Genomic DNA, 19,663 nt, shown 5'->3' with positions numbered 1-19,663 from the left:
GATCACATGCCGCCGAAGCGTGGCTTTCGCTTGTCGAGGAAGGCGCGGATGCCTTCGCCGCCATTGGCATGGAAGAGGTTGCGCACGAAGTGGTCACGCTCGCGGTCGAGTTGCTCGCGCAGCGGTGCCGTCACGGCGTCGTTCATCAGCTGCTTTGCGCTGCCCACCGCGTTGGGTGCCATGGCGGCCAGTTCGTCGGCCAGGGCCAGCGCGCGCGGCAGCGCGTGCCCGCGGTCGACCACCTCGTTGACCAGACCCCATTGCTGCCATTGGGCCGCAGGCTGCGGGCTGGGCAGCCACAGCATGCGCAGCGCCTGCGCGCGTGGCACGCGCCGCGCCAGTTGCCACGTGGCCCCGGCATCGGGCGAGAGGCCGACTCGGCCATAGGACAGCACGAACTTCGCGTCCTCCGCGGCGACGACGAGGTCGCAGGCCAGGACCAGGCCGACACCGGCACCCGCCGCGAAGCCTTCCACGGCGGCAATGACCGGCTTGGGCAGCGCGACCAGCGCCTCCACGAAGCCGTGCAGCAGCCGCATCGATTCCGCCTGGGCGGCCGGCTCGCCATCGCGCACCCCCAGCAGGCGCGGCAGGTTGCCACCGCCGCAGAAGTGCTCGCCGTCTCCCCGCAGCACGACGCAGCGAACCTCGGGGTCGGCCCCGGCGCGCTCCAGTGCCTCCAGGCCGGCGGCGCTGGCCTGCGGCGACAGGCTGTTGCGCGACGCAGGGTCGCTCAGGGTCAGCACCAGCGTGCTGCCCTGCTGTTCGGTCAACATCTGTGAAGGCATTGAATTCATTGTGGCATGCGCCGCGGAAGCAGCCATCGGCGCGCCGGGTCGATGTAACGCTTCGTGCTAGAGTCGTTTCCAACCGGATTCCGACCTGTGCCGGGCATGCAGCAGCAGAAGAAGAAACGGATTCCGTCCCTCGTGAGCTTGTTGGCCCTGATCGGCCTGGGCAGCGCGCTGCCGGCGGCTGCGATCGGGTTCGGCAATGGCACCACGGCAACCCAGCTCGGACGGCCACTGGACTTCCGCGTCGTGGTGCGGTTGGCCGAGGGCGAATCGCTGGATCCGGCCTGTGTCCGTGCTGCCGTCACGGTGGGCGAGCGCACGATGCCCGCCCAGGCCGTGGGCACGGTCGTGACCACCGGGCCCGAGAACACCGCCGTCGTGCGGGTGCGCACGCTCACGCGGATCGATGAACCCATCGTGGCGGTGGAGGTGCAGGCCGGCTGCGCGCAACGCGTGGTGCGCAGCTTCACCGTCTTTGCCGACCCGCCGCTGGCGCCGGTTCCTGCAGCGCCGGAGGTGCTGGCCCAGGCGCCGGCCGCGACGACGCCGCCACCGGCGGCACAGCCGCCCCTGACGCCGCCCGATGTGGCGGCCCTGCCGATGCCCGTGGCCGCGCCAGCAACGGTGGCGGCGCCGCCGGACGCGGTGGCACCGCCGCCGAAGCCGAAACCCCGTCCGAAGGCCAAGCCCAGACCGAAGGCGCCGCCGCCTGCTGCCGTGGCCGAGGCGGCGCCCGCACCGCGATTGCGCCTGGACGAGCCTCGCCTGAGTCTGCCGACGCCCGGTCCCGCATCGGAGCCCTCGGCCGACACGCTGGCGCTCGTCGACAGCGCCAACGAGGCCGTCAAGGCGGCCATCGCCGCAGCATCGGCGTCGCAGGCGCGCATCGCCGCGCTGGAAGACAGCGTGCGGCAGCTGAACGCGGCGGCACGGGAGCAGCGCGCCCTGCTGGCGCAGTTGAACGCGCGTGCCGAGGCGGCCGAAGGCGGCTCGCGTTGGCTCTGGCCACTGGTGCTGGCGATGCTGGTGTTCGCGGGTCTCGCCGCATGGCTGTGGCTGCGGCTGCGTGAACTCGAGCGCGAACGCCAGCAGGGGTGGCTGGCTGCCGCTCAGGCCGCCCGGCCGGCACCGCCGGCCGCTGCCGCGCCGGCGCCCCGGCCGGAACCGCCGGCGCCGTCACAGGTGCCCTTACTGGTGGAGCGCGGGCCCCGCCGCGGTGGCCTGGGCGCCGTGGGGGCTGGGTTGGCACCGGTCCATCAGCCCACGCCGTCCGAGTTGCCGGGGGCGGCCTCGATGCCGCCGCCGGCCTGGGACGACGAGGTGCCGCTCACGCAGCAGACCTTGCCGTTGGTGGGGGTGCCGACGTCGCCGGTCGAGGTGCCGCGCGATGTCAGCGCCGAGGAGTTGATCGACCTCGAGCAGCAGGCCGAGTTCTTCGTCGTGCTGGGGCAGGACGATGCGGCGATCGACCTCCTGGTGTCGCACCTGCGCGATGCCGGGGGTGCCAGCCCGCTGCCGTACCTCAAGCTGCTGGACATCTACCACCGCCGGGGTGACCAGGCCGCCTACGAGCGCACGCGCGACCGCTTCAACCAGCGCTTCAATGCCCACGCCCCGCCATGGTCCGACGCAGGGGAGGAAGGCCGCGTGCTGGAGGACTACCCCGCGGTGGTCAGCTGGCTGCAGCGGGTCTGGCCGCAGCCGCTGGACGCGATGGCGGAACTGGAGTCGCTGCTGTTCCGCAAGGATGGCGGGGAACTCTTCGACCTGCCCGCGTACCGCGAACTGCTGATGCTCTACTCCCTGGCGCGCGACCTGCTGGACGGGACGCCCGGTGGCGGCAGCACGGTGGACGTCCTGCTGCCATTGAACGATGCGCCTGGCTTCGTGCAGACCTCGCCGCGGCCGTACTTCGGCGACGATGCGCCTCCCCCCGAGGTGCAGCCCACTGCGCCGCTGGACCTGGACCTGGGGCCGGAAGACACCAGGCCGATGATCGACCGCGGCAGCTGAAGCGCTGGCGCGCCCGGCCTCAGCGCGCTGCCGGCCATGGCGGCCTCACAGGGTGGTCAGGCGGACCAGCGCGAGGTTGAGGGTTTCGTCCTTCTTGGCGAAGCACAGGCGGGCCAGCCGCTGCTCGCGGCCATCGGCATAGAACGCGCTGATCGGGATCGCCGCCACACCGATCTCCGTGGTCAGCCACTCGCAGAATGCGGCCTCGCCCAGGCTGCTCACCGCGCTGTAGTCCACGGTCTGGAAGTAGGTGCCTTCGCAGGCCAGCAGCCGAAGCCGCGTGCCCGCCAGCCCCTCGCGGAAGCGGTCGCGCTTGGCCTGGTAGAAGCCGGCCAGGCCGAGATAGGGCTGCGGGTCGGCCAGGTAGGCCGCCAGCGCATGCTGCACCGGCGTGTTGACCGTGAACACGTTGAACTGGTGCACCTTGCGGAACTCGGCCGTCAGGGCTGCCGGTGCCGCCACGGTGCCCACCTTCCAGCCGGTGACGTGGAAGGTCTTTCCGAAGCTGGACACGACGAAGCTGCGCGCGGCCAGCGCCGGGATGGCCGAGGCCGACACATGGGGTCGGCCGTCGAAGACCATGTGCTCGTAGACCTCGTCGCTGATCAGCAGCACGTCGGTGGGCGCCAGCAGGTCGGCCAAGGCCTGCATCTCCTCGCGCGTCCACACGGTGCCGGTGGGGTTGTGCGGCGAGTTGACGATGATCGCGCGTGTGCGCGGCCCGATGGCGGCGCCAATGGCCTCGAAGTCGGGCCGGAAGCTGCCGGGCGTCAGCGGCACACGCACCACGCGGCCGCCGGCGAGCTCGATGTTCGGCGCGTAACTGTCGTAGCAGGGCTCGAGCACGATGACTTCGTCCCCCGGGTGCACGCAGCACAGCACGGCCGTCAGGATGGCCTGCGTGGCGCCTGCGGTCACGGTGACTTCGCTCTCGGCGTCGTAGGCGTGGCCATACAACGTGCCGATCTTTTTGGCCACCGCCTGGCGCAGCGCCGGTACGCCGGCCATCGGCGGGTACTGGTTCAGGCCGCGCTTCATGGCCTGGCAGACCTGCTCCGGCAGCGCCGGGTCGCAGTCGAAGTCCGGGAAGCCCTGACCCAGGTTGACCGCGCCCGTGCGCGTGGCCAGTGCCGACATCACGGTGAAGATCGTCGTGCCGACGTCGGGCAGACGGCTCGGGAAGCTGGGGGTGGGGAAGCTCATGCTGTGGCTCACAACGTGTAGTCGTCGCCGCCGCCGGCCACGGCGCGCTCGATCAGCGCACGGTTCAGCCGGTCGGACAGCAGTTCGGCGAGGGTGTAGACGTAGTGCCGCAGGTAGGCCCCGCGGCGGAAGGCCACGCGCGAGACGTTGCGGCCGAACAGGTGGCCCACGGGCCTGGCCACCAGCCCGGCGTCGGCGGCCGCATCGTCGGCGCGCATCGCCATCTCCGCCACCAGGCCCACGCCCAGGCCCAGGCGCACGTAGGTCTTGATGACGTCGGCGTCGATGGCCTCGAGCACGAAGTCCGGCGCCAGCCGGCGCTGGGCGAAGGCCTGGTCGATGCGGCGGCGGCCGGTGAAGCTGGGGTGGTAGGACACCAGCGGCTGGGCTGCCAGCTGCTCCAGCGTCAGAGGCGGCCCGTCGGCCAGCGGGTGGCCGGTCGGCAGCACGGCCACGTGCTGCCAGTCGTAGCAGGGCAGGGTGATGAGGTCGGCGTGCTCTTCCAGGGACTCGGTGGCCAGGCCGATGTCGGCTGCGCCGTCCAGCAGCATCTGTGCCACCTGCTCCGGGTTGCCCTGGTGCAGGGCCACACGCACGGCCGGGTAACGCTGGCGCAGCGCGGCAATCGGCGCCGGCAGCATGTAGCGGGCCTGCGTGTGCGTGGTGGCGATGGACAGCGTGCCGCTTTCCTGGCGCGAATACTCCTCGCCGATGCGGCGCAGATTCTCCAGTTCCTGCAGGATGCGTTCGATCGACGCCAGCACCTGCGAGCCGGGTTCGGTGACGCGCCGCAGCCGCTTGCCGTGGCGCTGGAAGATGCGCACGCCGAGCTCTTCCTCGAGCTCGAGGATGGCCTTGCTGACCCCCGGCTGCGAGGTGTGCAGCGCCTTGGCCGCCTCGGTGAGGTTCAGCCCGCGCCGCACCGCCTCGCGCACGTAGCGGAACTGGTGCAGGTTCAATCGCGCTCCCGGTCCGTCGCGGATGCCAGGGCCGCCACGGCGGCACCGGCCATGGCGTCGATCACCGCCGGCAGTTCGCCCACCGGCGGCTGCAGCGACCAGCGCACCGCCGGGTGCGCCGCGCGCAGCGTGTCGATGATCTGCGGCAGGTCCTTGCGCACGTGGCCGCCGGCACCCAGGAACAGCGGCAGCACGACGACGTCGGTGCAACCCGACGCCGCCAGGTCGGCGCCGGCCGTGGGCAGGTCGGGTGTCATCAGCTCCAGGTACGCCAGGCGCACCTGCGCGCCGGGTGCCCGCTCGCGCAGCCGCGCGGCCACCGCTTCGAAGGGGGCGGCCCATCGCGGGTCACGGGCGCCATGGGCGAAAAGCACGATGCCTTGGGTCATGTCGGTCACGTCAGGGTCAACGGTAGCGCACCAGCCACGCGAAGGCGGCCAGCGACAGCAGCAGGTACAGCAGCCCGGGTGCGGCCGAGACCATCCACGGCGTCAGGTCCGACAGCGCGCCGATGTGCCCGGCGATGTTGTTCAGCAGCACGAAGCTGATGCCCAGCATGATGCCGCCGAAGACCTTCAGGCTGACCCCGCCGGCGCGGGCCGACAGGTAGGCGAATGGCAGGGCCAGCGCCACCATCACGATGCAGGCCAGCGGGTAGAGCGCACGCTTCCAGAACTGCAGCTCGTAGCGCTGCGCCGCCTGATCCTGGGCCTGCAGATGGCGGCTGTAGCGCCACAACTCCACCGTGGTCATGGTCTCGGCCGGCAGCAGCGCCGCGGCCACCACCTGTGCATCCAGCGTGCTGGGCCAGTGCAGCGACGCCGTGCGCTCGACCGCCACCGAGCCGTCGCCTGCGGGCCATTGCTGGGTTTCGGCATCGGCCAGCAGCCAGCCCCCTTCGGAGACTTCGGCCCGCGGTGCGGCCAGCCGCTGCTGCAGGCGGCCGTCGGCGTCGAAGACGAAGACGCGCACGTCGCGCATGGTGCCATCGGCATTGAGACCGCCGACGTTGACCGACACCGACAGCGGTCCCTGGGGCGTGTCCCGCCGTTCCTTGAGCCAGGCGCCGGGGCCGGACAGCCGCAGCCCGCCGGCGGCACGGGCCTTCAGCAGCACCGCCTGGCGCTCGCTGGCCGGCGCCACGATGTCGCCGACGACGAAGGTCAGCGCGGCGAACGCCACCCCCAGCATCGCCAGCAGCAGCAGGGCGCGCCGCGGCCCCAGCCCGCCGGTGCGCAGGATGGTGAACTCCGAGCTCTGCGCCATGCGCGACAGCGCGTAGATGGTGCCGATCAGCACCGCGATCGGCAGCAGCTCGTAGGCATGGCCCGGCAGGGCCAGCAGGGCCGTCGTCACCGCCACGCCCAGCGTGCGGCCGCGCTGGCCCACGCTGTCGAGCTGGTCGACGAGGTCGATGAAGAAGAACAGCGACAGGAATGCCACGCCGACGAAGGCCACCGACGACACGATGTCGCGGTACAGCAAGCGGCGCACGGTCTTCATGCGGCGGCCTTCCGCGGCCACAGGCGGTGCGTGGCGCCCTGGTCACGCCAGGCCAGCAGGCCCAGCGCCAAAGCGGCCGCCGCGCCGTGCAGGCCCAGCAGCGCGGCCCCGATGCCCAGGCGGCCTGCCGCCACCCAGGCCTGCGACAGCCCGATCAGGTTGTAGTAGACGACGAAGCCCAGCAGCGCGAACAGCAGGTTCCAGTTGCTGGCCCGCCGCGGTGTCGTGGCCGACAGCCCGATGCCCAGCAGCAGCAGGTTGGCCGCGCCCAGGGCCAGGCCGATGCGCCAGGCCAGTTCACCCTGGTGGCGCAGTGTCGGGTCGCGCAGCAGGTCGGCGGTGGGCATGGCGCGCGGCTGCACCTGAGTGGCCAAGCGCGCCGCCTTCTCGTCGACGCGCACGCGGTAGTCCTCGAAGCTCGCCCGCGCCTTGTCGCCGGTGGCGCGGTCGAGGTCGGTGCGCTGCCCGCGCTCGAGCACCAGCATGCGGGTGTCGTCGATGCTGTCGATGCGCCCGCGGCTGGCCGAGGTCACCGACTCGTGTTCGCCCGAGGCCGACAGCACGAAGACGTTGCGCGCCACCGTGGGGCCGGCGTCGCCTGCCAGGGCCTCAGCCGGCGCGCTCGCGGCGGCAGACGCCTCGGCCGCGCTGCGCTCGATGAAGAACACGCGCGAGCCGTCGGACGACTGCTGGAAGACCCCCGGCGTCACCCGCGACAGGTCGGAGCGTGCGGCGTAGCGGTCTCGCAGTTCCAGGCCGCTGCGGCTGCCCCAGGGCACGACGAACAGGGTCAGCAACGCGATCACCAGCAGCACCGGCCAGGTGGTGTACAGCACTGGCCGCACGAAGCGCCGCAACCCGATGCCGCTGGCGAACCAGATCACCATCTCGCTGTCGCGGTACATGCGCCCGAGCGAGACCACCACGGCCACGAACAGCGACAGGGCCAGCATGGTCGGCAGGTTGGACAGGGCGACGAAGCCCAGCAGCAGCACCACGTCCTGCGGCGCGATCTGCCCCTTGGCGGCCTGGCCCACGGTGCGGATCAGCAGCATCGTCAGCACGATGGTCAGGATGACCACGAGGGTGGCACCGAAGCTGCGCGCAAGCTCTCGCCGGACCGTCGTATCGAATACCATCTTTGGCTTTTGCGGGCCCGCTGGGCCAGGACACAGGATTATGGACTTCAAGACTCTCGTGCCCGGTGCCGGTGGCGCCGCGGCCGTGGCGGCCGATGCGCTGCTGGTCGTCGTCGGTGGTGATGCGGTGCCGGCCGCGCTGCCCAAGGCCCTGGCCACCGCCTGCCAGCAGCTGGTGAACGAAGGCGACTTCGACTTCAAGGCCGGGCGCACGGCCTGGACGGCCGGTGTCGACGGCGTCAAGGCGCGGCGGGTGGTGTTCTCGTGGGCGGCCGATGCCGGTGTGCCGGCCTTCCGCAAGGCCGTGGCCGCCGGCCTGGGGCTGCTCAAGGGCGGCGGGGCGGCTCACGCGGCCGTGCTCAGCGCCGGCGCCGCTGCGCCGGACGCCGCCGCGGCCGAGGCCCTGGTGGCCGCCGTCACCGAGGCCAGCTACGTCTACCGCGCCACCAAACCCAGCGCGCCGGCGGCCGGCAAGCTCAAGCGCGTGAGCCTGCTCGTCGAGAAGTCGCAGGCGGCAGCTGCCGATGCCGGCCTGAAGCAGGGCCAGGGCATCGCCGCCGGTGTCGAACTGGCGCGTGAATGCGCCAACCGCCCGGGCAACGTCTGCACACCCGCCTATCTGGCCGCGGAGGCGAAGAAGCTGGCCAAGGCGCCGCGCATCAAGGCCGAGGTGCTGGAGCGCAAGGACTGCGAGAAGCTCGGCATGGGCAGCTTCATGGCCGTGGCCCAGGGCTCGGCCCAGCCGCCCAAGTTCATCGTGCTGCGCTACAGCGGCGGCGCCAAGGCCGATGCGCCCGTGGTGCTGGTGGGCAAGGGGATCACGTTCGACACCGGCGGCATCTCGCTCAAGCCCGGTGCCGAGATGGACGAGATGAAGTTCGACATGGGCGGCGCGGCCAGCGTGCTGGGCGCCTTCAAGGCCCTGGCCGAGCTGCAGCCGCCGGTCAACGTCGTGGGCCTGATCCCGGCCACCGAGAACATGCCCGGCGGCAAGGCCGTCAAGCCGGGCGACGTGGTCACCAGCATGAGCGGGCAGACCATCGAGATCCTCAACACCGACGCCGAAGGCCGGCTGATCCTCTGTGACGCGCTGACCTATGCCGAGCGCTTCACGCCCACGGCCGTGGTCGACATCGCCACCCTCACCGGCGCTTGCGTGATCGCGCTCGGTCACCACCGCAGCGGCCTGTTCAGCGCCGACGACGCGCTGGCCCAGGCCCTGCTGGACGCCGGCGAACGCGGCGGCGACCCGGCGTGGCGCATGCCGGTGGACGCGGAGTACGACGAAGGCCTGAAGAGCAATTTCGCCGACATGGCCAACATCGCTGGCCGCGCCGGTGGGGCCATCACGGCGGCGATGTTCCTCAAGCGCTTCACCGGCAAGTACCGCTGGGCGCACCTGGACATCGCCGGCACGGCCTGGAAGTCGGGCGCGGCCAAGGGCTCCACCGGGCGCCCCGTGCCGCTGCTGGTGCACTGGCTGCTGGCGCAGGCGCGCTGAGCGCAGCGCGGCTTGGCAGGTCGGTCATGGCGGTGACGGTGGATTTCCACACCGGCGTGGCCGATCCGGTGGCCTTCGCCTGCCGGTTGCTTCGCAAGGCCTGCCGTCAGGACGCCAGGGTGCTGGTGACGGCACCGCCGGCCACGCTGGCGGCGCTGGACACCGCGCTGTGGACCTTCGACGCGCAGGATTTCGTGCCTCACCTGCGCTGGCCGGCACCGGCCACCATGGCCGCGCGTACGCCGATCTGGCTGTGCGCGCAGCCGGATGTCCTGCCCGAGGGGGCGCCGCGTGTGCGCGTCAACCTCGGCGCCGAGGCGCTGCCGGACGCGGGCGACGTCGACCGCGTCATCGAGATCGTCGGCAACGGCCCCGACGACCGCATGGCTGGCCGTGCCCGCTGGCGCCACTACGAGCAGGCCTGGGGCGTCAAGCCCACCCACTACGCCGCCTGATCCCGCGCCCCTCTCAGGGCCGCACCCGATCGAAGCGGCCGGCGTCGTGCCTACAATGCACGGTTTTCAGCGCCCTCGTGGCAGAAAGGCGAACTCGATGAAACGCAATGTCCTGGCGATTTCGATGATGTCGGTGGCCCTGCTGGCCGCCTGCGGCAAGAAGGAAGAGGCTCCGGCCCCCGCGGCAGCACCGGCGCCGGCACCCGCTGTGGAGACCATGACGGTCAAGATCGGTCACGTTGGCCCGACCAGCGGCGCCATTGCGCACCTCGGCAAGGACAACGAGAACGGCGCCCGCATGGCCATCGACGAGCTCAATGCCAAGGGCATGATGATCGGCGGCAAGAAGGTGACCTTCGAACTGCTGGCCGAGGACGATGCCGCCGACCCGAAGCAGGGCACGGCCGCCGCGCAGAAGCTGGTCGACAGCAAGGTCAATGGCGTCATTGGCCACCTGAACTCCGGCACCACGATCCCGGCCTCGAAGCTGTACAGCGACGCTGGCATCCCGCAGATCTCGCCTTCGGCGACCAACCCCAAGTACACCCGCCAGGGCTACAAGACGGCCTTCCGCATGGTGGCCGACGACACCCAGCTCGGCGGCACGCTCGGCAAGTACGCCGTGACCACCGTGGGCGCCAAGACCGTGGCCGTGGTCGATGACCGCACCGCCTATGGCCAGGGCGTGGCCGAGGAGTTCGCCAAGGGCGTGACCGAAGCCGGCGGCAAGATCGTCAGCACCCAGTTCACCACCGACAAGGCGACGGACTTCACCGCCATCCTGACCGCCATCAAGAAGGAGAAGCCCGACGTCATCTTCTTCGGCGGCATGGACGCCGTGGCTGGCCCGATGCTGCGCCAGATGAAGCAGCTGGGCATCAAGGCCAAGTTCATGGGCGGCGACGGCATCTGCTCGGGCGCGCTGCCGGAGCTGGCCGCCGGCACGATGGCCGACGAAGGCGTGATCTGCGCCGAAGCCGGTGGCGTGGAAGGCGAGCAGAAGGTCGGCCTCGACAAGTTCAAGGCCGATTTCCAGGCCAAGTTCGGTGCCGAGGTGCAGATCTACGCACCGTACGTCTACGACGCCGTGATGGTGATGGCCGCCGCGATGGAGAAGGCCGGTTCGGCCGACCCGGCTGCGTACCTGCCGGCCCTGGCCGCCACCGCCGACTACAAGGGCGTGACGGGCACGATCGCCTTCGACGAGAAGGGCGACATCAAGAACGGCGCACTGACGCTCTACACCTACAAGGCTGGCAAGCGCGAGCAGCTGGCCGTCGTGCGCTGATTTCCGCGCCGATGCACGAGAAGGCGCCCGCAAGGGCGCCTTTTTCCTTTCCGGCCTGCCGATGAACAACACCCGGGACTGGCGCGACGCTGTCTACGAGCGCCTGGCCGGCGACGACGATGGCCGCGTCTGCGCGGCGATCTCCGACGACGCCTGCCGCGAGGCGCCCGGCAACTTCCTGCGCCTGGGCGCGGCCAATGCGCTGACGGCGCTGGCCGACAGCGTGGCCAGCGCCAAGACCACGCTGCCCTGGCTGCTGGCGCAGGTCGGTTCACCGGCGGGACTGACCGCGCTGCTGGTGCCGCTGCGCGAGTCCGGCTCGATGCTGCCGCAGTTGCTGCTCGGCGCCGCGGTCCGCCGCATGCCGGTGCGCAAGCACGTGTGGGTGGCCTGTGCGGTGGTCCAGGCGCTGAGCCTGGCCGGCATGGCGGCTGCGGCGCTGTGGCTGCAGGGCCTGGCCGCAGGCGCGGCGGTGGTGGCCTGCCTGGCGGTGTTCAGCCTCGCGCGTGCCGGCGGTTCCATGAGCTACAAGGACGTGCTCGGCAAGACGATCCCGAAGACCCGCCGCGGGCGTCTGTCGGGCTGGATCGCGGCGCTGGCGGGTGGTGGCGCCCTGGCCATCGGCGCTGCGCTCGCCGGTCTGTCGGCCCAGGCGCCGTTGACGCTGTTTGCCGCGCTGCTGGCGGCCGCGGCAGGCTGCTGGCTCGTGGCGGCGGCGGTGTTCGCGCGCATCGTCGAGGCGCCGGGCGCGTCCGAGGGCGCCGCGGGCGGCTGGGCCGCCGTGCTGGCGTCGCTGCGCCTGCTGCGCGACGACCTGGCCCTGCGCCGGTTCGTGGCCGCGCGTGCGCTGGCCCTGGGATCGGCGTTGTCGGCGCCGCTGGTGGTGGCGCTGGCGCGCGACGCCCAGGGCGGCGGCGTCGGCTGGCTCGGCCTGTTCATCGCGCTCGAGGGCGTGGCCGCGCTGGTGAGCGCGCCGCTGTGGGGCCGCTGGGCCGATGACGACAGCCCGCGCGTGTTCACCCTGGCATCGGGTGCCGCCGGCGTGCTGGCCATCGCCGCCGCCACGCTGGTGGCCGCCGGTGCACCGCCGGCCTGGCAGGCGGCGGGGTTGCCGCTGCTGTTCCTGGGCCTCGGGGTGGCGCATGCCGGCGTGCGCCTGGCACGCAAGACCTACCTGGTAGACATCGCCACCGGCGACCGACGCACCGAGTACACCGCGGTCAGCAACTCCGTGATCGGGCTCGTGCTGCTGGGAGCGGGGGCCCTTGGCGCGCTGGCGGCCAGCGTGTCGATTCCGGCCACGCTGATCATGCTGGGTCTGGGCAGCTTGGCCGGCGCCGCGCTGGCCCGGCGCTGGGCACCGGCCTGACGGCGGCCGGGGCTCGTCAGCCGCCCCGCTGTACGCGCCAGACCTCGCGCGCGTACTGCGCGATCGTGCGGTCCGACGAGAACGGCCCCATGCCGGCCACGTTGCGCACCGCCTTGGCCTGCCACGCCGCCGCGTCGGTGAAAAGGGCGTCGACGCGCTGCTGCGTGGCCACGTAGTCGGCGTAGTCGGCCAGCAGCAGGTAGTGGTCCACCTGCAACAGCGAGTCCACCAGGCCGCGGTAACGGCCCGGTTCGTCAGGCGAGAACAGGCCGCCGCCGATGGCGTCGAGCACCTGTTGCAGCGTGGGGTGGGCCGCGGCGATCTGGCCGGGACGGTAGCCCTCGCGCCGGCGGGCCTCCACCTCCGGCGTGCGCAGCCCGAAGATGAAGATGTTGTCGTCGCCCACCGCCTCGCGGATCTCGATGTTGGCGCCGTCGTCGGTGCCGATGGTCAGCGCGCCGTTGAGCGCCAGCTTCATGTTGCCGGTGCCGGAGGCTTCGGTGCCGGCGGTGGAGATCTGCTCCGAGAGATCGGCCGCTGGCATCAGCGCCTCGGCCACCGAGACGCCGTAGTTGGGCACGAAGGCCACGGCCAGGCGGCCGGCCACGCGCAGGTCGTGGTTGACCACCGAGGCCACGTCGTGGATCAGCCGGATGATGGTCTTGGCCGCGACGTAGCTCGATGCCGCCTTGCCGGCGAACAGCACCGTGCGCGGCACCCAGCTGCGCTGCGGCTCGGCGATGATGGCGAGGTAGCGCGTGACCACGTGCAGCACGTTGAGCAGCTGCCGCTTGTACTCGTGGATGCGCTTGACCTGCACGTCGAACAGGCTGTCCGGGTCCAGCGGCACGCCCAGCTCGCGCTGCAGCCGGGCCGCCAGCCGCGCCTTGTTGGCCCGCTTGATGGCGCCGAAGCGTTCGCGGAACGCCGCATCGTCGGCCAGTGGCGCCAGGTCGGCCAGGCGGTCCAGGTCCCGTCGCCAGGCGGTGCCGATGGACTCGTCCAGCAGCGCGGCCAGCGCCGGGTTTGCCTGGGCCAGCCAGCGCCGCGGCGTCACGCCGTTGGTCATGTTGGTGAAGCGCTCGGGCCAGATGGCGGCGAAGTCACTGAAGATCGTGTTCACCAGCAGCTGCGAATGCAGCGCCGAGACGCCATTGATCTTGTGGCTGCCAACGATGCTCAGGTGCGCCATGCGCATGCGGCGCTCGCCGCTTTCGTCGATCAAGCTCAGGCGCTGCAGGAAGGCGTTGTCGCCGGGCCGATGGCGCGCCGCCTGCAGCAGGAACTCGTGGTTGATGCGGTAGACGATCTCGAGGTGGCGCGGCAGCACGCTCTGGATCAGGCCCACCGGCCAGGTCTCCAACGCCTCGGGCATCAGCGTGTGGTTGGTGTAGCTGAAGGTGGCCTGCGTGATGGCCCAGGCCCGGGCCCAGGGCAGGGCGTGCTCGTCCAGCAGCAGGCGCATCAGCTCGGCCACGCCGATGGCCGGGTGCGTGTCGTTGAGGTGGATGGCCACCGCCTCGTGCAGGTTGTCCAGCCGGCCATGTTCCGCCATGTGGCGGGCCAGCACGTCCTGCAGCGATGCGCTGGTGAAGAAGTATTCCTGGCGCAGCCGGAGTTCGCGGCCGGCGGGCGTGCTGTCGTTCGGGTACAGCACCCAGGAGATGTTCTCGAACTGGTTCTTGAACTCGGCCGCGCGGGCGTAGTCGCCGCTGTTGAAGGCGGTGAGGTCGATGTGTGCCGGTGCCGCCGCACGCCACAGGCGAAGCGTGCTGACGCGCTCGTCGTGGTGCGACGGCACCACCATGTCGTAGGCCTTGGCATTGACGGTGCCCGCCGGGTGCCACACCGCCGGCCCGCCCGGGCCCTGCGGGTGTTCCACCCAGCCGCCGAAGCGCACCGGCCAGGCGACGTCCGGCCGCGGGAACTCCCAGGGCGTGCCGTTCTCCAGCCAGGGGTCCGGGTGCTCCACCTGCCGCCCGCCCTGGATGCTCTGCGCGAACATGCCGAACTCGTAGCGGATGCCGTAGCCGAAGCTCGGCAGGCCCAGCGCGGCCATGGAATCCAGGAAGCAGGCCGCCAGCCGGCCCAGGCCGCCGTTGCCCAGCGCGGCGTCGGGTTCGTGGGCCTGCAGGTCCTCCAGCGTGCGGGCGTGGGCCTGCGCCGCGTCGGCCGCGGGGCCTTCCAGCCCCAGCGCCGCCAGCGCGTTGCCCAGCGTGCGGCCCATCAGGAACTCCATCGAGAGGTAGACCACGCGCCGGGCCTTGGCGTGGCGGTCGGCCGCCGTGCTGGCCACCCATCGCCGGGACAGCTGTTCGCGGGCCGCCAGCGAAACGGCCTGCAGCAGGTCCGACGGCGAGGCCTCGGCTGGCGCCACGCCGACGCTGTCGAGCAGGTGGCGTTCGACATCGGCCGTCAAGGGTGTGCGGTTCGGGGTATCGTTCATTGCAGTCCAGGGGTATGGGCAGGCGGGGCGAAGGTAGCAATTTTCAGCCCAGGCCGTTGTGCCCACCGCTGGTGCCAGGAGACAACGGCATGAACACCTACGACCTTGCCCGCAACCTCGACCTGCCCAAGCGCGCCGTGGCGCTGGTGCTGGCCGGCGGCCGCGGCAGCCGGCTGAAGAACCTGACCGACCGCCGCGCCAAGCCCGCGGTGTACTTCGGCGGCAAGTTCCGCATCATCGACTTCGCGCTCAGCAACTGCCTGAATTCCGGCATCCGGCGCATCGGCGTGATCACGCAGTACAAGAGCCACAGCCTGCTGCGCCACCTGCAGCGCGGCTGGGCCTTCATGCGCCCGGAGATGCACGAGTTCGTGGACCTGCTGCCGGCCCAGCAGCGCGTGGACGAGGAAAGCTGGTACCGCGGCACGGCCGACGCCGTCTACCAGAACCAGGACATCGTGGCCGCCTACGGCGCCGACTACATCGTCGTGCTCGCCGGCGACCACATCTACAAGATGAACTACGCGCTGATGCTGGCCGACCACGTGGCCCACGGCCGCGAGGTCACCGTGGGCTGCATCGAGGTGCCGCGCATGGAGGCCACCGCCTTCGGCGTGATGGCCGTGGACGAGAAGCGCCGCATCCTCGATTTCGTCGAGAAACCGGCGGACCCGCCACCGATGCCGGGCAAGCCCGACCGCGCGCTGGCCAGCATGGGCATCTACATCTTCAACGCCCGCTACCTGTACCAGCAGCTCGAGCGCGACATCGCCGACCCGTCGTCGAGCCACGACTTCGGCAAGGACATCATTCCCTACGCGGTGAAGAAGGGCAGTGCGGTGGCGCACCCCTTCGACCTCAGCTGCGTCGGCCAGCGCACCGGCCACGAACCCTACTGGCGCGACGTGGGCACCATCGACGCCTACTGGGACGCCAACATCGACCTCACCGCCACCGACCCGCTGCTCAACCTCTACGACACGCGCTGGCCGATCTGGACCTACCAGCCGCAACTGCCGCCGGCGAAGTTCGTGCACAACGTCGACGACCGGCGCGGCATGGCCATCGAATCGATGGTCTCGGGCGGCTGCATCGTCAGCGGCAGCGTGTTCCGCTCGGTGCTGTTTTCCACCGTGCGCGTGCACTCGTACAGCCAGGTCCAGTGGTCCGTGCTGCTGCCCGGCGTGCAGGTGGGCCGGGGAGCACGGCTGAACCGCGTGGTCGTCGACCGCGGTTGCACCATCCCCGACGGCATGGTGATCGGCGAGGACGCCGAGGCCGACGCGGCGCGTTTCTACCGCACGGAGTCGGGCATCGTGCTCGTCACGCGTGAGATGCTGGCGCGTGCCGGCAGCGTGCAGGGCGTGATGGCGGAGGGCCATTGAAGGTCCTGCACGTCGCCGCGGAAGTCTTCCCGCTGGTCAAGACCGGTGGCCTGGCCGACGTGGTCGCCGCGCTGCCACCGGCGCTGGCGGCCCGTGGCGCCGACGTTCGCCTGCTGATGCCTGGCTACCCTGCGGTGCTGGACGCGGTGCGGCACGCGAAGCCGGTGTGCGTGCTCGGCCCGCTGTTCGGCGCGCTGCGTGCCACGCTGCTGAAGGCGCGCATGCCGCGCACCGACCTGCCGGTGTACGTGATCGACGCGCCCTACCTTTACCGGCGCGACGGCAACCCCTACCTGGGCCCCGATGGCCAGGAGTGGCCCGACAACCTGCAGCGCTACGCGGCGCTGGGCTACGTGGCCGCGCACCTGGGCTTCGGCGAACTGGACGAGGCCTGGAGCCCCGACGTGCTGCACACGCACGACTGGCACGCCGCCATGACCAGTGCCTACCTCGCGGCGCACCCGGCCACGGCCGCGGCGTCGGTCTACACCGTGCACAACCTCGCCTACCAGGGCGTGTTCCCGCACGACGACGCGCGCCTGCTGGGCCTGCACGCGCGCTTCATGCAGCCTGCCGGGCTGGAGTACCACGGCCAGCTGTGCTTCATGAAGGCCGGGCTGAAGTTCGCCGACCGCGTCAGCACCGTCAGCCCCGGCTATGCGCGCGAGATCGCCACGCCGGCCTTCGGTGCCGGGCTGGAGGGCGTGATCCAGAGCCGCGGCAGCGACGTGGTGGGCATCCTCAACGGCATCGACGACGCGGTGTGGAACCCGGCCACCGACAGTGCGCTGGCCGCCTGCTACGCGCCCGACGCGATGGCCGGCAAGGCCGCGTGCAAGGCCGCGCTGCAGGCCGAGGCCGGGCTGGCCGCGCGGCCCGACGCGCCGGTGTTCACCGTGGTCAGCCGCCTCACGTCGCAGAAGGGCCTGGACCTGGTGCTGGCCGTGCTGCCGGAACTGCTGCGCCACGGCGCGCAGCTGGTGGTGCAGGGGGAGGGCGACCCGTCGCTGGAATCGGCCTTCGCCATCGCCGCCCATGCCCACCCCGGGGCCGTGGCGCTGCACGTGGGCTACGACGAGGCGCGGGCGCACCGGCTCATCGCCGGCGCCGACATGATCCTGGTGCCGTCGCGTTTCGAACCCTGTGGCCTGACGCAGCTCTATGGCCTGCGCTACGGCACCGTGCCGGTGGTGCGCCAGGTGGGCGGCCTGGCCGACACCGTGGCCGATGGCCACACCGGCTTCTGCTTCGGCGAGGCCACACCGTTCGCACTGCAGGGCGCCGTCGAGCGTGCGCTGGCCGCGTTCGGCGAACCCGCACGCTGGCAGGCCCTGCAGCAGGCGGGCATGGCACAGCACCTGGGCTGGGACGGGCCGGCGCAGGCCTACCTGGCGCTGTACGACGACGCCTGCCGGGCGCGCCGCGAGCAGCCCCGCCTGCCGCCGCCGCTCTGAACACCACCGAGACCATGCCCCGGTTCGCCGCCAACATCAGCCTGATGTACACCGAATGGCCGTTCGTCGACCGCTTCGCGGCCGCGGCCGACGACGGCTTCGAGGCCGTCGAGTGCCAGTTCCCCTACGAGGTGCCGGCGGAGACGCTGGCCCGCCGGCGCGAGGCCGCCGGCGTCGAACTGGTGCTGCTGAATGCACCCCCCGGCCCGGCGGGCGCACGCGGCATCGCGGCCGTGCCGGGGCAGGAAACCGCCTTCCGTGCCAGCCTGCTGGAGCAGGCCTTGCCGTATGCGCAAGCCTTGGGCTGCCCGCGGGTGCACGTGATGTCCGGCTTCGTGCCGGACGGTCGGGAACGGGCGGACGTGCAGCCCACCCTGGTGGACAACCTGCGCTGGGCGGCAGACGAAGCGGCCCGGGCGGGCGTGACGCTGCTGGTCGAACCGCTCAACGGTCGCGACAACCCGGGCTACTTCCTGAACCGCCAGGACCATGGGCACGAGATCGTCGCCGCCATCGGAGCGGCCAACGTCGCCGTGCAGTTCGACCTCTACCACGCGCAGATCGTAGAAGGCGACCTCAGCGTCAAGCTCGCGCGCTACCTCGATCCAGCGCACCCGACGAAAGTCGGCCACCTGCAGGTCGCCGCCGTGCCCGACCGCGGCGAACCCGATGCCGGCGAACTGGCCTGGGGCCACCTGTTCGCGCTCATCGACCAGTTGGGCTGGCCGGGCTGGGTGGGCGCCGAGTACCGCCCGCGGGCCGGCACACGCGCCGGGCTGGGCTGGTTCCAGCCCTGGCGCCGGCGTTGACCTCCACGCGCGGATTCACCAGCTGACTTCGCGCTCCGGCGTGGCGCCGATGCGGTGGATGGACAGGTCGGCGCCCTGGAACTCCTGTTCGCGGTCCAGCCGCAGGCCGATGGTGGCCCGGAGCACGCCATAGACCGCGAAGCCTGCCAGCAGCGCCCACAGCACGCCGGCGGCCGTGCCCAGCAGCTGCGCGCCGAAACTCACCCCGCCGCGGCCGCCCAATGCCGTCTGGCCGAAGACCCCGGCGGCCAGGCTGCCCCAGGCGCCGCACAGGCCGTGCAGCGGCCAGACGCCCAGCACGTCGTCGATGCGCCAGCGGTTCTGCGTCAGCGTGAACAGGCCGACGAACAGCGCACCGGCCACGGCACCCACCACCAGCGCGCCGGCCGGGTGCATCACGTCCGACCCGGCACACACCGCCACCAGCCCCGCCAGTGGCCCGTTGTGCACGAAGCCAGGGTCGTTGCGACCCAGCAGCGTGGCCGCCAGCGTGCCGCCGGCCATGGCCAGCAGCGAGTTCACCGCCACCAGGCCGGAGACGTTCTCCAGCGTCTGCGCGCTCATCACGTTGAAGCCGAACCAGCCCACGGTGAGCACCCAGGCGCCCAGGGCCAGGAAGGGAATGCTCGACGGCGGGTGGGCGCTGATGCCGCCGTCCTTGCGGTAGCGGTTGGCGCGCGGACCCAGCAGCAGCACGGCCGCCAGCGCCACCCAGCCGCCGAAGGCGTGGACCACCAGGCTGCCGGCGAAGTCGTGGAAGGGCGCACCTGCGATCGACTCGATGGCGGCCTGCAGCCCGAAGCGGTTGCCCCAGACCGCGCCCTCCAGCAGCGGGTAGGCCACGCCGACCAGCACGGCCGTGGCGATCAGCTGTGGCCCGAAGCGCGAGCGCTCGGCGATGCCGCCGGAGATGATGGCCGGGATGGCGGCGGCAAAGGTCAGCAGGAAGAAGAACTTGACGAGTTCGTAGCCGTTGCGCTCGGCCAGCGTCTCGGCGCCCACCATGAAGCCCACGCCGTAGGCCACCGTGTAGCCGACGAAGAAGTACACGACGGTGGAGACGGAGAAGTCCACCAGGATCTTGACCAGCGCATTGACCTGGTTCTTCTGGCGGACGGTGCCCAGTTCCAGGAAGGCGAACCCGGCGTGCATGGCCAGCACCATGATGGCGCCGAGCAGGATGAAGAGGGCGTCGGCCGCCGGCTTGATGGTGTCCACAGTCGATCTCCAGAGGTTGGCGCGCCGGCAATGCACCGAGTTCGGCCGTCAGTGCACCGAAAGAAGCAATCTCTGTGCCGTGGTGGTGCGCCACGAGCGCGGGTCAATTGCCCTGCATTGGTGCATT

16 protein-coding genes are annotated in these 19,663 nt (G+C 71.4%); 8 read left to right on the top strand and 8 right to left on the bottom strand.

Going from position 1 to position 19,663, the window contains the following annotated elements; genetic code table 11:
- Positions 1-2: 2 nt before the first annotated feature.
- Positions 3-788, bottom strand: a complete 786-nt coding sequence (locus ENE75_RS22970) for an oxepin-CoA hydrolase, alternative type (protein WP_128201068.1) — start codon at positions 786-788, stop codon at positions 3-5.
- 141 nt (positions 789-929) lie between these two features.
- Here ENE75_RS22970 and ENE75_RS22965 point away from each other — a divergent pair, with 141 nt between their 5' ends.
- The gene (locus tag ENE75_RS22965) at positions 930-2,807 is read left to right on the top strand and encodes a type IV pilus assembly protein FimV (protein ID WP_128201066.1); all 1,878 of its coding nucleotides are present in this window, start codon (positions 930-932) and stop codon (positions 2,805-2,807) included.
- Between the two features lie 45 nt (positions 2,808-2,852).
- Here ENE75_RS22965 and ENE75_RS22960 read toward each other — a convergent pair whose 3' ends face one another.
- The 5 genes from ENE75_RS22960 to ENE75_RS22940 are packed head-to-tail and all read right to left on the bottom strand — an operon-like array spanning position 2,853 to position 7,611.
- On the bottom strand, positions 2,853-4,010 hold the full coding sequence (locus tag ENE75_RS22960; RefSeq protein ID WP_128201064.1) for a pyridoxal phosphate-dependent aminotransferase: 1,158 nt from the start codon (positions 4,008-4,010) through the stop codon (positions 2,853-2,855).
- Between the two features lie 8 nt (positions 4,011-4,018).
- Complete coding sequence (locus tag ENE75_RS22955) at positions 4,019-4,969, bottom strand: CysB family HTH-type transcriptional regulator (RefSeq protein ID WP_128201063.1); 951 nt, start codon at positions 4,967-4,969, stop codon at positions 4,019-4,021.
- Positions 4,966-5,358: a sirohydrochlorin chelatase gene (locus ENE75_RS22950; RefSeq protein ID WP_128201061.1), complete on the bottom strand. Its 393-nt coding sequence runs from the start codon at positions 5,356-5,358 to the stop codon at positions 4,966-4,968. The genes ENE75_RS22955 and ENE75_RS22950 overlap by 4 nt, the downstream gene beginning before the upstream one ends.
- Before the next feature lie 16 nt (positions 5,359-5,374).
- Positions 5,375-6,472 (bottom strand): LPS export ABC transporter permease LptG, encoded by a 1,098-nt coding sequence (gene lptG, locus ENE75_RS22945; protein WP_128201059.1) that lies wholly within the window; start codon positions 6,470-6,472, stop codon positions 5,375-5,377.
- Positions 6,469-7,611, bottom strand: a complete 1,143-nt coding sequence (locus ENE75_RS22940; protein WP_128201057.1) for an LPS export ABC transporter permease LptF — start codon at positions 7,609-7,611, stop codon at positions 6,469-6,471. The genes lptG and ENE75_RS22940 overlap by 4 nt, the downstream gene beginning before the upstream one ends.
- A 40-nt stretch (positions 7,612-7,651) precedes the next feature.
- Here ENE75_RS22940 and ENE75_RS22935 point away from each other — a divergent pair, with 40 nt between their 5' ends.
- The 4 genes from ENE75_RS22935 (at position 7,652) to ENE75_RS22920 (ending at position 12,224) form a co-directional block, all read left to right on the top strand.
- Positions 7,652-9,112 (top strand): leucyl aminopeptidase, encoded by a 1,461-nt coding sequence (locus ENE75_RS22935; RefSeq protein ID WP_128201055.1) that lies wholly within the window; start codon positions 7,652-7,654, stop codon positions 9,110-9,112.
- Positions 9,113-9,150: 38 nt separating this feature from the next.
- Positions 9,151-9,567 (top strand): DNA polymerase III subunit chi, encoded by a 417-nt coding sequence (locus ENE75_RS22930; protein WP_233259227.1) that lies wholly within the window; start codon positions 9,151-9,153, stop codon positions 9,565-9,567.
- 97 nt (positions 9,568-9,664) lie between these two features.
- Entirely contained in the window at positions 9,665-10,855 is a 1,191-nt protein-coding gene (locus ENE75_RS22925) for a branched-chain amino acid ABC transporter substrate-binding protein (protein WP_128201051.1), read from the top strand.
- Between the two features lie 61 nt (positions 10,856-10,916).
- Positions 10,917-12,224, top strand: a complete 1,308-nt coding sequence (locus tag ENE75_RS22920; RefSeq protein ID WP_128201049.1) for an MFS transporter — start codon at positions 10,917-10,919, stop codon at positions 12,222-12,224.
- Between the two features lie 16 nt (positions 12,225-12,240).
- Here ENE75_RS22920 and ENE75_RS22915 read toward each other — a convergent pair whose 3' ends face one another.
- The gene (locus tag ENE75_RS22915; protein ID WP_128201047.1) at positions 12,241-14,670 is read right to left on the bottom strand and encodes a glycogen/starch/alpha-glucan phosphorylase; all 2,430 of its coding nucleotides are present in this window, start codon (positions 14,668-14,670) and stop codon (positions 12,241-12,243) included.
- An 89-nt stretch (positions 14,671-14,759) separates the two neighbouring features.
- On the opposite strand from ENE75_RS22915, the gene glgC reads away from it, so the two are divergent.
- Genes glgC through otnI form a run of 3 tightly spaced genes read left to right on the top strand, consistent with a single transcriptional unit; the run spans position 14,760 to position 18,318 of the window.
- Positions 14,760-16,055 carry a glucose-1-phosphate adenylyltransferase gene (gene glgC / locus ENE75_RS22910; protein WP_128201045.1) on the top strand — a complete coding sequence of 432 codons (1,296 nt, stop codon included), beginning with the start codon at positions 14,760-14,762 and terminating at the stop codon, positions 16,053-16,055.
- Complete coding sequence (gene glgA, locus ENE75_RS22905; RefSeq protein ID WP_128201043.1) at positions 16,052-17,509, top strand: glycogen synthase GlgA; 1,458 nt, start codon at positions 16,052-16,054, stop codon at positions 17,507-17,509. The genes glgC and glgA overlap by 4 nt, the downstream gene beginning before the upstream one ends.
- 14 nt (positions 17,510-17,523) lie before the next feature.
- The gene (gene otnI / locus ENE75_RS22900; RefSeq protein WP_128201041.1) at positions 17,524-18,318 is read left to right on the top strand and encodes a 2-oxo-tetronate isomerase; all 795 of its coding nucleotides are present in this window, start codon (positions 17,524-17,526) and stop codon (positions 18,316-18,318) included.
- Between the two features lie 15 nt (positions 18,319-18,333).
- Here the strand turns inward: otnI and ENE75_RS22895 are convergent, their stop codons facing one another.
- Positions 18,334-19,482 (bottom strand): ammonium transporter, encoded by a 1,149-nt coding sequence (locus ENE75_RS22895; protein WP_375138506.1) that lies wholly within the window; start codon positions 19,480-19,482, stop codon positions 18,334-18,336.
- Positions 19,483-19,663 lie beyond the last annotated feature (181 nt).

The organism is Rubrivivax albus, from assembly GCF_004016515.1.
GTDB classification, from domain to species: domain Bacteria; phylum Pseudomonadota; class Gammaproteobacteria; order Burkholderiales; family Burkholderiaceae_C; genus Rubrivivax; species Rubrivivax albus.
Note: the sequence above shows the minus strand (reverse complement) of the source record. Positions and strands in the feature narration are given on the sequence as shown.